This window comes from Streptomyces javensis (assembly GCF_039525925.1).
Classification (GTDB): domain Bacteria; phylum Actinomycetota; class Actinomycetes; order Streptomycetales; family Streptomycetaceae; genus Streptomyces; species Streptomyces asiaticus.
This window is the reverse complement of sequence record NZ_BAAAIF010000001.1, coordinates 25,642-38,456: the sequence shown is the minus strand read 5'-3', so window position 1 is coordinate 38,456 and position 12,815 is coordinate 25,642. Positions and strand designations below refer to the sequence as shown.

The window sequence follows — 12,815 nt, the reverse complement described above, 5'->3', positions numbered from 1 at the left end:
ACTCGGCGGACATCCCACGCGTTCATCGCTCGAGGAACACGATCCTGTGCCCGAGCGGCACCGGCCGACGGGAGGTGCCCCGTGAGCACCGGATCCACACCCCGAGGGGACGACGCCGACGACTGGGACGACGTCGTCCTCGACGCGGACTTCATACGGGACGCCGAGGTCACCGAGCCCGCCGCGCGCACCCGGATGCTGACCGCGCGCTGGCGGCGCGGCGCGCCCGAGCCCCAGCCCTGGCGGGCGGACGAGCCGCCGGCCGGCTGGTTCTGGAGCAAGCGCCGCAAGCGGCGTCGGCGGCGCTGACCTCGCCTCTTCGTTACCCGGTCGCAATTGCACGCGTAAAGACACCGCGCCACTTCCGGTGGGAGGATGCGGCCCGACTCACTGATCATGAGATCCGTGGGCATTCGCCGACCCTGCCCCCGGAGGTGCCGTGTTCGCTCGCTCCGCGTTGCCGCCCGTCATAGCCATCGCCGCCGTATCCGCCCTGCTGGCCGGGTGCACCAGCACCAAGTCGTCAGGGTCCGGCGGCAAGGACATCAGCCTGGTGAATTCCGGGAAGCTCACGACCTGCACCCATCTGCCCTACCCACCCTTCCAGTCCAAGCAGGGCAAGAAGATCGTCGGCTTCGATGTGGACATCGTCGACCTCGTGGCCTCCGCGCTCCATGTGAAGCAGGAGATCGTGGACACGCCCTTCGAGGGCATCCAGTCCGGCGAGGACCTCAACACCAACCAGTGCGACGTGGCCGCCGCCGGGATGACCATCACCGACGTGCGCGAGAAGAACCTGGACTTCTCCGCCCCCTATTTCGAGGCCACACAGGCGCTGCTCACCGCCAAGGGCAAGCCGTTCACCTCCCTCGCCGACCTCAAGGGCAAGAAGCTCGCGGTCCAGCAGGGGACCACCGGTGAGGCTTACGCCCAGAAGCACGCCAAGGGCGCGAAGCTGGTCCAGTTCGAGGACCTCGCGCTGCTGCTGACCGCCGTCAAGACCGGGCAGACCGACGCGGGCATCAACGACAACGGTGTGCTCTACGACTACGTCAAGGACAACCCCGACACCGCGGTGGCGGCCGAGTTCGACACCGGCGAGAGTTACGGCATCGCCGTGCGGACCGGCAATGACGCACTGCGCAAGAAGATCAACGCGGTGCTGAAGGACGCCCGGGCGGACGGCTCCTACGACCGTATCTACAAGAAGTGGTTCGGCACCGCGCCCAAGACGGACGCCCACTGACGGCCATCGGAGCTGAGGAGTCCGCACACTTATGGCAATGACCCGCCGGCAGCGAGTGCGGGCGATACGAGCGGTGCAGTACGCCGTGCTGATCGCCCTGCTGCTCGCCATCGTCCTGGCCGCGGACTGGGGTGAGCTGCGGCGCGCGTTCTTCGACGCCGAGGTCGCCCGGTCCCTGTTTCCCGACATCATCACCACCGCCCTGGTCAACACCGTCGTCTACACCCTGCTCGGCTTCGGCTTCGGCCTGGTCCTCGGGGTGGTGCTGGCGCTGATGCGGCTCTCGCAGGTGCCGCCGTACCGCTGGCTGGCGGTGGCCTATATCGAGTTCTTCCGCGGGGTGCCCGCGCTGCTGGTGTTCATCGCGCTGGGCTTCGGGGTGCCGCTCGCCTTCCAGGTGGCGCTGGACCGGTATGTCACGGTCATGCTGGCGCTGGGGCTCGTCGGCGCCGCCTATATCGCGGAGACGATGCGGGCGGGCATCCAGGCGGTGCCCAAGGGGCAGATGGAGGCGGCGCGTTCGCTGGGCATGTCCCACAGCCGGGCGATGGCGTCGATCGTCATCCCGCAGGCGTTCCGGATCGTCCTGCCGCCGCTCACCAATGAACTGGTGCTGCTGACCAAGGACTCCTCCCTGGTCTATCTGCTGGGGCTCTCCCTGGACCAGTACGAGCTGTCCAAGTTCGGCCGGGACGCGCTGAATCAGCACCGCAGCCTCACCCCGATCCTGGTCGCCGGGGTGTGCTACCTGATCATCACCGTTCCGCTCGGCCACCTGGTGCGGCGGCTCGAGGCCCGTGCGGCGAAGGCGAGGTGACGGGCGTGAAGGAGACGACCGGGACGAAGGGGACCGGCGAGGCGGACGGCATCGCCATCCGGGTGGCGGGTCTGCACAAGTCCTTCGGTGAGCTGGAGGTGCTCAAGGGCATCGATCTCACCGTCCGGCGGGGCGAGGTGGTCTGTGTCATCGGCCCGTCCGGATCCGGCAAGTCGACGCTGCTGCGGTGTGTGAACCTCCTGGAGGAGCCGACCTCGGGCTCGGTCACCGTGGCGGGGACCGAGGTCACCGACCCGGATGTGGACATCGACCGGGTGCGGCGGCGGATCGGCATGGTGTTCCAGGCGTTCAATCTCTTTCCGCATCTGACGGCCCTGGAGAACCTCACCATCGCCCAGCGGCGGGTGCTGCGCCGCGACAAGGCGGAGGCGGCGCGGATCGGCCGGGAGACCCTGCGGCGCGTCGGCCTGAGCGACAAGGAGTCGGCCTTTCCGGCGCAGTTGTCGGGCGGGCAGCAGCAGCGGGTGGCCATCGCGCGGGCGCTGTCGATGGACCCGGAGCTGATGCTCTTCGACGAGCCGACGTCGGCGCTCGATCCGGAGTTGGTCGGCGATGTGCTCGCGGTGATGCGCGCCCTGGCCGACGAGGGGATGACGATGCTGGTCGTCACCCATGAGATGAGCTTCGCGCGGGAGGTCGCCGACCGGGTCGTGTTCATGGACGACGGGGTGATCGTGGAGGAGGGCGGACCCGAGCAGGTCGTGTCCGATCCGGTTCACCCCCGTACCCGGGCCTTTCTCACCCGGGTGCTCAACCCGGCCGCGGCGCGGGTCGGGGAGGTGCCGGACACGGGCCCGCACGGAGCGCGGATCGACCGCTGAGCCGCGTGCGGGCGGGGGCCGCGTGGTCGAGACGCCCCGACGGCTCCCGGGACCCCGCGAAAAGCGGGCAACCTTATCGCGGGCGGCGGCGACAAGGAGTCGCGGGCCCGCCACCCCGACGAGCGGGGTCGCCACCCCGACGACCGGGGTCTTCCCGGCGACTTGAGGCGGCCTTAGGGTTGGTAACCGATTGCTGCCCGGTCAGGGGTTCCACGTGGGCGGTTAGGGAAGGGAGTCTCAATGGCTCGTTCCTCGGGATCGACGGGGCCCACGCTGGCGGTCGTCGCCCGTGAGGCGGGTGTGTCGGTGCCGACCGCGTCGAAGGTGGTCAACGGCCGGGAGGACGTGGCCCCCGAGACCCGCCGCCGGGTCACCGAGGTCCTGGACCGCCTGGGGTACATCCGCAGGCCGCGCTGCGAGGCGCCCAAACCGGCCGCGATCGTCGACCTGGTGGTGCACTCGCTCGACAGCGCCTGGTCGGGGGCGGTGCTGCACGGCGCGGCGGAGGCCGCGCACGAGGCGGGCCTCGAGGTGGTGGTCTCGGCCGCGGCCACCCGAAGTCGGGGCGGCCGGCTCGAGTACGGCTGGCCGGAGAAGCTGTACGCCCGGGGCAGCTCGGGTGTGCTGTTCCACCTCATCGAGCTCGCCCCCGCCCAGTACTCCTGGCTCGACGAGCGGCGGATCCCGTTTGTGCTGATCGACCCCGCGAGCGACCCGCCGCCCGGGGTGCCGTCCGTGGCGGCCGCCAACTGGCAGGGCGGGATGGCCGCGACCGAGCACCTCATCGGTCTTGGCCACCGCCGGATCGCGGTGCTCGGCGGTCCGGGGCGGGCGGTGCGCGACGGCGGCCGGGCCGCCGGTTACCGTTCGGCGATGGCGGCGGCCGGGTTGCCGGTGCCGTCGGCGTATGTGCGCTACGGCGAGATCAGCGAGGCCGGGGCGCGCCACCGGATGGGTGAGCTGCTGGATCTGCCCGAGCCGCCCACGGCCGTCTTCGTCTGCTCCGATCAGATGGTGCCCGGTGTGTACCAGGCGGTCAGGGGACGGGGCCTGAGGGTGCCGCGGGACATCAGCGTGGTGGGCTTCGACGATCTGCCGCAGGCCCGCTGGATCACGCCCGCGCTGACGACGGTCCGTCAGCCGCTGTCGGAGATGGCGGGTGCGGCGCTGCGCACACTGCTGCGGCTGATGACCGGCGAGGTGCCGGAGGCCATCCGGACCGAGCTGTCCACCCGGCTCATGGTCCGGTCCAGCACCGCTCCGCCGCTCCGCGCTCCTTTATGACCGAGGGGTCGAACACTGCACGGATGACCGGACGACCCTGTATCCCCCCGCCCCCTCCCCCTCACTCCTGACCCGACTCCTCAATCGACCCCTGTCCGCACCCCCCTTCACCGCATCGATCGCTACGGAGGTCCGCCCACCGTGTTCATCGACCTGCCCCTGGAGCAGCTGCGCACCTACCGGCCCCCGCTGCCCGAGCCGGACGGCTTCGACGCCTTCTGGCAGCGGACCCTCGCCGAGGCCCGCACCCGCGAGCTGAACGCGGTGTTCACCGAGGAGGACACCGGACTGACCCGTGTGCACACCTACGACGTGGAGTTCTCCGGCTTCGGCGGGCACCGGATACGCGGCTGGCTGCTGGCCCCGCGGGACGTGGCGGGCGCGCTGCCGTGCGTGGTGCAGTACCTCGGCTACAGCGGCGGCCGGGGGCTGCCGCACAACTGGCTGCTGTGGCCTTCGGTGGGCTACGCGGTCTTCGTGATGGACAGCCGGGGCCAGGGCTGGGTCCAGCACTCCCCCGGTGTCACCCCCGATCCGGTAGGCGGCACCGGGCCCGAGACACCGGGCAAGATGACCCACGGCATCCTCTCCCCGGACGACTACTACTACCGGCGGCTGTACACGGACGCGGTGCGTGCGGTGGAGGCCGCCCGTGAACATCCGCTGGTGGACCCCGCGCGGATCGTGGTCAGCGGGGGCAGTCAGGGCGGTGCGCTGGCCCTGGCGGCGGCCGGGCTGGTGCCGGATCTGACGGCGGCGCTGGTGGATGTCCCGTTCATGACCCATATCCGGCGAGCGGTCGAGATCACCGACAAGGACCCCTACGGTGAGCTGGCCCGGTTCTGCGCCGGGCAGCGCGAGCTGGTCGAGCGGGTGTTCGCCACGCTCGACCACTTCGACGGGCTCAACTTCGCGGTCCGCGCCAACGCGCCGGCGCTGTTCTCGACCGCCCTGCGCGATGAGACCACCCCGACCTCCTGCGGCTTCGCCGCCTATCACCACTACGCCGGTGAGAAGGACCTCAAGGTGTGGTCCTTCAACGGCCACGAGGGCGGGGGCACCCATCAGCAGGCCGAGCAGATCGCCTATCTGCGGAGGCTGCTGGGCTGAGCCGGACGTGCCGGGCGGCGTCCGACCGCCGCCCCGGCACCGGGCAGACCGCGCCCGGCACCGGGTAGACCGCCCCCCGGCACGGGGTAGACAGGGGCTACCCGCATCGAAGGAGCCGCCCGTGCCCGCGCACCCGCTGGAAGGCATCACCGTCGTCGCCCTGGAGCAGGCCGTCGCCGCCCCGTTCGCCACCCGTCAGCTCGCCGATCTGGGGGCCAGGGTCATCAAGGTGGAGCGGCCGGGGCGCGGGGACTTCGCCCGCGAGTACGACCGCGAGGTCAAGGGCGCGTCGGCCTATTTCGTCTGGGTCAACCGTGGCAAGGAGAGCGTCGTCCTCGACGTCAAGGACGGCACCGACCGGGCGCTGCTGGAGGCGATGCTCGCCCGAGCCGATGTCTTCGTGCACAATCTGGCGCCCGGCGCGGTGGACCGGCTGGGCCTGGGTGCGGAGACGCTGCGGGCCGCCCACCCCCGCCTGATCACCTGCGCGATCTCGGGTTACGGGGACAGCGGCCCGTACCGCGAGAAGAAGGCGTACGACCTGCTCATCCAGTGCGAGGCCGGGCTGCTGTCGATCACCGGCAGCCCGGAGGCACCGGCCCGCCCCGGGATCTCGATCGCCGATATCGCGGGCGGGATGTACGCCTACACCGGCATCCTCACCGCGCTGTACGAACGGGAGCGCACCGGCGCGGGGACCGACCTGAGCGTGAGCCTGCTGGACGCGCTGGGCGAGTGGATGGGCCACCCCTTCTTCGCCCAGGCGTACGGCGGCGCCGGAGTCGTCCGCAGCGGCGCCCGCCATCCGTCCATCTCGCCGTACGGCGCCTACCGCTGCGGGGACGGCGGTCAGGTGTTCCTGAGCGTGCAGAGCGACCGTGAATGGACGGCCCTGTGCGAGCGGGTGCTGCGTCGCCCGGAGTTGATCCGCGATCCGCGCTTCGCGGACAATCCGCTGCGCCGCTCCCATGACGAGGAGCTGACGGCCGAGCTGGAGGCGTGCTTCGCGGGCCACACCGCCGAGGGGCTGATCGCGCTGCTGGACGGGGCCGGTATCGCCAACGCCCGGCTGCGCGACCTCGCGGAGTTCGCCGCCCACCCCCAGTTCGAGGCCCGCGACCGCTGGGGCGAGTTCGGCTCCCCGGTCGGGCCGCTGCGGGGGCTGCTGCCGCCGGTGGAGGTGGCGGGCCGCAGGGCGCCGATGCGGCCGGTGCCGGCACTCGGCGAGCACACCGAGGCGGTGCGCGCCGAGTTCTCCGAACCGGTCCCCCGCCCCGGTAATCCGGGGCCCGCCTGACGGGCGGCTCGACCTCCTGTGCTAAGACGCCGGCCATGGAGATCGAGCCGATCACCCTGTCCACGCCACGGCCCGTGCGACGGCCGACCCTCGTCCAGCGCTGGGATGAACTCACCTTCCTGCACTGGCCGGTGGAGCCGGAGCGCGTGGCCCCGCTGCTGCCCGCCGGTACGCGCCCCGACACCCTGGACGGTGTCACCTATGTCGGGCTGGTCCCGTTCCTGATGCGCGGCGTGGGCTTCGGGCCGGGGCCCGGCCTGCCGTATCTGGGCACATTCTGCGAGACGAACGTACGGCTGTACTCGGTGGACGGGCAGGGCCGGCGCGGTGTGGTGTTCCGCTCCCTCGACGCGGCCCGGCTGCTCCCCGTGCTGGTGGGCCGGTTCACCGTCCGGCTGCCCTATCGCTGGTCCACGATGCGCCTGCGCCGCGAGAACGACGTGATCACCTACAGCTGCGGCCCGGGACGGCGCCCGGCGGCCCGGGGCCGCACGAGCCGGGCCGTGGTGAGGATAGGCGGGGCCATCACGGAGCCCACACGGCTGGAGCGGTTCCTGACCGCCCGGTGGGGTCTGCATGTGGCATGGCACGGCCGCACGGTGCACCTGCCGAACGACCACGCACCGTGGCCGCTGCACCGGGCCGAGCTGCTCGACCTCGACGACGGCCTGATCACCACCGCCGGTCTGCCGGCCATGACGGGCCCGCCGGTGAGCGTGCTCTACTCCCCCGGGGTCGCCGTCCGCTTCGGGACCCCGCACCGCGTATGAGTCCGGGAAGCGGGCGGCCACTGCGTCGACGACGTGCATCAGCGTGCCACCACGGCGGCCCTCCACGTTCCGGGACCGCACGTTCGCCCGCGTCAGACGACGACCGGCGCAATGGCCTCACCCAGCCAGCGTGCGATGGCGGCCACGCGGGCATCAGTGCCCGGTTGCCCCATCACCTGAAGGCCGAAGGGCAACCCGCCGACCGCCATGAGCGGAACGTTCACGGCCGGGGCGCCCAAGAGCGAGCTCGGGGTATTGAATACCGGGTCCCCTGTCGGCCACCGCGCCGGCGGCTCTCCGGCGACATCGCCGAGCCACTGCGGCGCCGAGCCGGTGGATGTCGGCGCGACGACGGCGTCCACGACGCCGCCCAGACCCGCGAAGGCCGCCTGCACGACTTCGCGGTCCTGCAATGCCCGTTCGTAGCCTGCCGCACCCAGCCTCTCCCCGGCTTCGATGAAGAAGCGCTTGCTTCGCGCGCTGATGCGGTCCGGGTGCGCCTCCACCAGGTCGCGGAAGGCCCACAGATGCTCGCGTGCGAGGATCAGGCTGGTCAACTCGGTAGCACCGACCAGCGCCCGCTCGAATCGCTCGACCAGTGGTTCGTCGCCCCGGCGGAGCACAGTCACGTCGCGGGCCTCGATCTGTCGAGTCACCCGGTCAAACGCTTCGCGGCTCCGATCGTCCAGACGGTCCCAGCCTTCGGTCTCCATGACGGCGAGGGTGAGGGGCTTTCGGGCCGGTGGCGGTGTGGAGGGCCCGCGCAACGCCGGCCAACCGGGATCGCCGCCCACGCGACGGGCGATCTCGATGGCCACCTGCCACATGTCCTCGGGGCACGCCGCCACCACGCCGTGGGCCGTCGTGCTCGCGGTCTGCCGTTCACCGCGGTTGATGGCTCCGCGTGACGGCTTCAGACCCCAGTTCCCACAGAAACTCGCAGGCCGCATGAGCGACCCGCCGGACTGTGTGGAGATCGCCGCGGGCACCATCGACGCCCCGACGGCCGCCGACGAGCCGGACGACGACCCACCCGGCGTGTGCTTCGGGTTGAACGGGTTGGTCGTCGGTCCGGGTTCCGGGCCGGCCAGTTCCGTGGTGACGGTTTTCCCGACCAGGACGGCGCCCGCCTGCCGCAGTGCCCACACCGCGGCGTTGTCCCGCTTCGGGAAGTTGCCCGCGTACGCGGCGCAGCCGTACTCGGTGGGCATGTCCTTCGTTTCGAGCACGTCCTTGATCCCGATGGGCATACCGTCGATGAGGGAGAGCGGCTCCCCTCGACGGTAGCGACGGGTACTGGCGTCAGCCTGCTCGCGCGCACCCGACTCCTCGATCACGACCCAGGCTCGCACGGTGGACTCGAGTTCGGCGATCCTCGAAAGGCAACGCTCCAGGTAATCCCGCGGCGTGTCAGCACCGCTGCGGAACCGCTCCACCGCCGTGTGGAACCGCAGTCCTTCGAACTCGACCGGGTCGTACGTGCCGACGGTCGCGCCAGCTGAAGAAGTCACGAACACCCCCATCGTCGCCGTTCTGGAAGGCGAGGCTCTCACCTCCGAACGTGCGTGCCATATTGCGGCACAGTGTGCCTGCATACAGCACAGGCTAGGAATGGGTCGATCCGCATGTCAAGACCGTCTGGGCCGACGGCGGCGCCGGGCCGACCCGCCCGGAAGGCACGGCCGCCTGACTACGTGCGTGGTCATGGGGCATGGGTGGGGCAGTGGTCGTCGACGTCGGTGGGCTGCTGCCGGGCACCGTCACGAGCAGGGCCGACCTGCCGGTCAGGCGGACGAGACCAACGTGCTGATCTCGTCCGCGGCCGCGACCACCATTCGCGCGAGTGTCTTCTCCCGCGAGCGGACGTAACGCATCTGCGGAATCGCCAGCGTGACCGCCGCGATCGGCCGTCCAGCGGCGTTCGTGACTGCCGCTCCGATGGAGGAGACGTGTGGGCGGTACCACGACGACATGTCCAGCGCGTATCCGCGCTTGACCGTCCGGGCGATCTCCTTCCGGAATTCCCCGGAAGTCGGCACCGGCGCGTCCGCGAACTCCTCCAGCTCGGGCTTCAAGAGTTCGTCCACCTCGCCCGGTTCCATGCGCGCCATGATCGCGCAACCGGCCGAGCTGGCGCGGAGCGGCACCCGCGTACCGATTTCCAGGAACACGCGGATGAGTTGTGTGCTGTCCTCCCGCGCGATGAGGAGGTACTCACCACCGTCGCGCAGGCCGAGGAGGACGGTCTCGTCGGTCTCGGCGGCGAGGCGCTTGATGACCGGCCCGGCCAGTTCCCGCAGATCATGCTCGCCGGCGCTGCGCAACCCGAGCACGAGGGCCTTGGTGGTCACCCCCCACCGCACGCGCTCCGGGTCGACGATCCTCAACCAGCCGGCTTGCTGAAGCGTCACCAGGCACCGCTGGGCAGAGCTCTTCGGAATGCGCATCGCTCGCGACAGTTCCGACACGCCGATCGGCTGGCGCACGGCGACTTCCTCGAAGACGCGAAGGGTGCTCAGCACACTGTTCATCGAGGAGCGGGGGCTGCTGCCGGCGCTCCCCCGGGCGGCCGGGCCGTCGGCGGAGTGATCTGCGCGCATGGCCTGGTCAGGGTAACACCCCAGCGGTCGTCGGACGTCGTTTCGGTACGGTCACACCTGATACCGCGACGGTGCTCGCCGTGGCCGCCGACCGGTTCAGAACGCGCGGTGGTATTGCTTCGGCCATGACACTCGCGGCTCGGCGTCGAGGGCACGCAGCGCCCAATACGGGTCGCGCAGCATCGCCCGGCCGACCAGCACCGCGTCCACCAGCTCCGGGACCGCCTGATCGAGATGGCGCGCCTGCGAAATCATGCCGGATGCCGCCGTGAGGACTCCCGCCGCACGAAAGCGCGGACCGTACTGGGCGTTGTGCAAGGGCTCGGCAACCCGGAGGGCCTCCGGAACGAGTGCGCCGGTCACGAGGTCGATCATGTCAACTCCCGCCTCGCCCATGCGGGTCGCGACCAAGGCCATGTCGTCCGCGGTGAGACCGCCCTCCAGCAGATCCGCGGCGGGCAAACGGACGAGGACCGGCTTGTCCTCCGGCCAGCCCGCGCGAACGGCCTTCACCATCTCCAGCGGGAACCGCATCCGCCGCTCCGGGTCGCCTCCCCACTCGTCGGTACGGTGATTGGCCAGCGGCGAGAGGAACTCGTGGAGCAGATATCCATTCGCCCCGTGCAGTTCGATGGCCCCATAACCCGCGCGATGGGCGTTGCGGGCGGCCCGCTCGATGTCCTCCAACACCCGCGTTCCGTCCTTCGTGGTCATCTCGGCCGGAACGGCCAGACCGGCGAACGCGACCGGGGAGGGCGCGAGCGGCTGCCAGCCGCCGTCGTCCGGTGGTATCGAGTTCCGGGTCCCGTCGTTCGCCCACGGCACGCCGTGCGAGCTCTTGCGACCCGCGACCCCCAGCTGTACAGCCGCCACCGACCCGATGGAGGTGATGGCGTCCGCCAATCGCCGATGGCCGATCACCTGGCCCTCGGTGTACAGGCCGAGATCCTGTGCCGTGGTGCGCATATCGGGAGCGACGGCGGTGCATTCGACCATGACCATGCCCACACCCCCTGCCGCCCGGGCCCCGTAGTGGGCGATGTGCCAGTCGGTCGGGGCGCCGAACCCGTTCGCGGAGTACTGGCACATCGGTGAGAGCCACACCCGATTGGGTACCGACAGTTCCCTGAGGCGAATCGGGGTCCAGGCCATGGATGCCGTCGTCATCGGCTCTACCTCTCCACTTCTTCCGATTGCCCGGCATGAGCACGCGACTCTTTGTGCCGCCATATTGAACAGCGTACCGGGATACGGAACGATAGGTCGGCGTCACGCACCCGTCAATCGACGGTCACCGGCCCTGACGGGGTGCCGACCAGCAGGGCTCCGGCCGGCGAAGAGTCCCGCGCGACGGTTGACAGAACCACCACACTCCCCTCAGATTCGTTCCGGGATGCAGCACACGCGTTCCGTATTTTTGAACAACAGGAGTTGCACCGCGCACGCCCGGGGCCACCGTCACCGCCACCGTGGTCACAGCAACGCCGAGGCGCGTCGCTCCGGGGCTTCGGTGCCGCCGGCCCGGGCACGCCACAGGCCTCCCCGCCCTCACTTCGGCACGGGCCCCTCACCCGAGTCCCGCCGACAGCACGCTGTTTCGCAAGCAGTACGCCCACACCCACATGGAGGCGAAGTCGCGATGGCGACCAAGCGCTATACCGGTTACCGGTCCTTCTCATACCTGGAAGCCGGAAAGGACTACACCGAGTTCACACCCTCGGCCGATGTGGACCGGCTGCCCGAGCACGACCTCGGACTGACCGCCGACGAACTGGCCCGGGCTGAGCGCCTGTTGACCGACAGCATCGCGATTTCGCTCCACGACCACCCGGTGCGCCTCCCCCAGCAGGCCAAGACGGAGCTGCTCCAGTGGAACCGCGAGGCCCGCCTCGCCTACGGCTACGAAGGACTGAGCCGGTCCGGACTGGACGCCGTGTTCGACAACCTCGGCTGGGGCGCCTGCGAGTCCCGGAACGGGTGGAAGTGGGATGACGTCATCACCGACCTGGGAATGCGCTGGTGCGACTTCGCCCACCAGGACTACGTCATCCGCGCCGAGTCGGTCGCCGACATCCGGCGCGCGCACGCCGATGGCCGACTCGCCGTGGTCGCGGGCCTCGAGGGAGCGGCACTGATCGAGAACGAGATCGACCGGCTCGACGTACTCCACGGACTGGGCGTCCGGCAGATCGGCATCGCCTACAGCGACGCGAACTCCCTCGGCAGCGGACTGCGAGAGGAGGCCGACGGCGGCCTGACCGCACTCGGACGGCGCGCGGTCCGCCGGATGAACCAGCTCGGCATCGCCATCGACCTCTCGCACGCCGGGGACCGGACCGCGCTCGAGGTGATCGAGGCCAGCGACAAACCCCCACTGATCACACACGCCGGTGCCCGGGGACTATGGAACACCGCCCGGATGAAACCCGACGAGGTCATCCGCGCCTGCGCCGAAGCAGGCGGCATGATCGGCATCGAAGCGGCCCCCTACACCACCGTCAGCCCGCGGCACCGCCGTCACACCATCGAGTCCGTCATGGACCACTTCCGCTACTGCGTCGACCTGGTCGGCATCGAACACGTCGGGTTCGGTCCGGACACCTTCTTCGGAGACCACCTGGACCTGCATCACGTGATGAGCCAGAAATGGGGAGTCGCCGACACCATCCGTTCCGGTCCTGAATTCGAGACCATCGAATCCGTAGCCGGGTTGGAAAACCCCGGCGAATGCTTCCGCAACATCACCCGCTGGCTCGTCAAGCACGGGTACTCGGACCAGGACATCTCCGCGGTCATCGGCGGCAACGCGCTACGGGTGCTCGAGAAAATCTGGTGAATCGCTGACCCAC

The 12,815-nt window shown here is 70.3% G+C and carries 12 protein-coding genes; 9 read left to right on the top strand and 3 right to left on the bottom strand.

Features of this window, described 5'->3' with window-relative positions; translation table 11 throughout:
- Positions 1-81: 81 nt before the first annotated feature.
- The 8 genes from ABD329_RS00120 (at position 82) to ABD329_RS00085 (ending at position 7,366) form a co-directional block, all read left to right on the top strand.
- The gene (locus ABD329_RS00120) at positions 82-309 is read left to right on the top strand and encodes an SGM_3592 family protein (protein ID WP_086881764.1); all 228 of its coding nucleotides are present in this window, start codon (positions 82-84) and stop codon (positions 307-309) included.
- A 130-nt stretch (positions 310-439) separates the two neighbouring features.
- A complete protein-coding gene (locus ABD329_RS00115) occupies positions 440-1,246 on the top strand; it encodes an ABC transporter substrate-binding protein (RefSeq protein WP_198281377.1) in 807 nt (268 codons plus the stop codon).
- A gap of 31 nt (positions 1,247-1,277) precedes the next feature.
- Complete coding sequence (locus tag ABD329_RS00110; RefSeq protein WP_198281378.1) at positions 1,278-2,063, top strand: amino acid ABC transporter permease; 786 nt, start codon at positions 1,278-1,280, stop codon at positions 2,061-2,063.
- A gap of 5 nt (positions 2,064-2,068) precedes the next feature.
- Complete coding sequence (locus tag ABD329_RS00105; protein WP_309142927.1) at positions 2,069-2,905, top strand: amino acid ABC transporter ATP-binding protein; 837 nt, start codon at positions 2,069-2,071, stop codon at positions 2,903-2,905.
- Between the two features lie 240 nt (positions 2,906-3,145).
- Positions 3,146-4,189: a LacI family DNA-binding transcriptional regulator gene (locus ABD329_RS00100; RefSeq protein WP_198281379.1), complete on the top strand. Its 1,044-nt coding sequence runs from the start codon at positions 3,146-3,148 to the stop codon at positions 4,187-4,189.
- A 141-nt stretch (positions 4,190-4,330) separates the two neighbouring features.
- On the top strand, positions 4,331-5,299 hold the full coding sequence (locus tag ABD329_RS00095) for an acetylxylan esterase (RefSeq protein ID WP_198275378.1): 969 nt from the start codon (positions 4,331-4,333) through the stop codon (positions 5,297-5,299).
- A 121-nt stretch (positions 5,300-5,420) separates the two neighbouring features.
- The gene (locus ABD329_RS00090) at positions 5,421-6,596 is read left to right on the top strand and encodes a CaiB/BaiF CoA transferase family protein (RefSeq protein WP_198275379.1); all 1,176 of its coding nucleotides are present in this window, start codon (positions 5,421-5,423) and stop codon (positions 6,594-6,596) included.
- 35 nt (positions 6,597-6,631) lie between these two features.
- Positions 6,632-7,366: a YqjF family protein gene (locus ABD329_RS00085; RefSeq protein ID WP_198275380.1), complete on the top strand. Its 735-nt coding sequence runs from the start codon at positions 6,632-6,634 to the stop codon at positions 7,364-7,366.
- A gap of 92 nt (positions 7,367-7,458) precedes the next feature.
- On the opposite strand, the gene ABD329_RS00080 is transcribed toward ABD329_RS00085, so the two are convergent.
- The 3 genes from ABD329_RS00080 to ABD329_RS00070 form a co-directional block, all read right to left on the bottom strand.
- Positions 7,459-8,889, bottom strand: a complete 1,431-nt coding sequence (locus ABD329_RS00080; RefSeq protein WP_198275381.1) for an amidase — start codon at positions 8,887-8,889, stop codon at positions 7,459-7,461.
- A gap of 261 nt (positions 8,890-9,150) precedes the next feature.
- Positions 9,151-9,966 carry an IclR family transcriptional regulator gene (locus ABD329_RS00075; protein ID WP_198275382.1) on the bottom strand — a complete coding sequence of 272 codons (816 nt, stop codon included), beginning with the start codon at positions 9,964-9,966 and terminating at the stop codon, positions 9,151-9,153.
- 96 nt (positions 9,967-10,062) lie between these two features.
- Positions 10,063-11,133 carry an oxidoreductase gene (locus ABD329_RS00070; RefSeq protein WP_198275383.1) on the bottom strand — a complete coding sequence of 357 codons (1,071 nt, stop codon included), beginning with the start codon at positions 11,131-11,133 and terminating at the stop codon, positions 10,063-10,065.
- Between the two features lie 472 nt (positions 11,134-11,605).
- Between ABD329_RS00070 and ABD329_RS00065 the strand changes: the two genes are divergently transcribed.
- Positions 11,606-12,802 (top strand): dipeptidase, encoded by a 1,197-nt coding sequence (locus ABD329_RS00065; RefSeq protein WP_198275384.1) that lies wholly within the window; start codon positions 11,606-11,608, stop codon positions 12,800-12,802.
- The last annotated feature ends 13 nt before the right edge of the window (positions 12,803-12,815 follow it).

What these genes read in the sequence shown, in the direction of transcription:
- ABD329_RS00075 (WP_198275382.1), bottom strand. Translation starts at nt 9,966, where the DNA reads ATGCGCGCAGATCACTCCGCCGACGGCCCGGCCGCCCGGGGGAGCGCC.
- ABD329_RS00070 (WP_198275383.1), bottom strand. Translation starts at nt 11,133, where the DNA reads ATGACGACGGCATCCATGGCCTGGACCCCGATTCGCCTCAGGGAACTG.
- ABD329_RS00100 (WP_198281379.1), top strand. Translation starts at nt 3,146, where the DNA reads ATGGCTCGTTCCTCGGGATCGACGGGGCCCACGCTGGCGGTCGTCGCC.
- ABD329_RS00110 (WP_198281378.1), top strand. Translation starts at nt 1,278, where the DNA reads ATGGCAATGACCCGCCGGCAGCGAGTGCGGGCGATACGAGCGGTGCAG.
- ABD329_RS00065 (WP_198275384.1), top strand. Translation starts at nt 11,606, where the DNA reads ATGGCGACCAAGCGCTATACCGGTTACCGGTCCTTCTCATACCTGGAA.
- ABD329_RS00085 (WP_198275380.1), top strand. Translation starts at nt 6,632, where the DNA reads ATGGAGATCGAGCCGATCACCCTGTCCACGCCACGGCCCGTGCGACGG.
- ABD329_RS00080 (WP_198275381.1), bottom strand. Translation starts at nt 8,889, where the DNA reads ATGGGGGTGTTCGTGACTTCTTCAGCTGGCGCGACCGTCGGCACGTAC.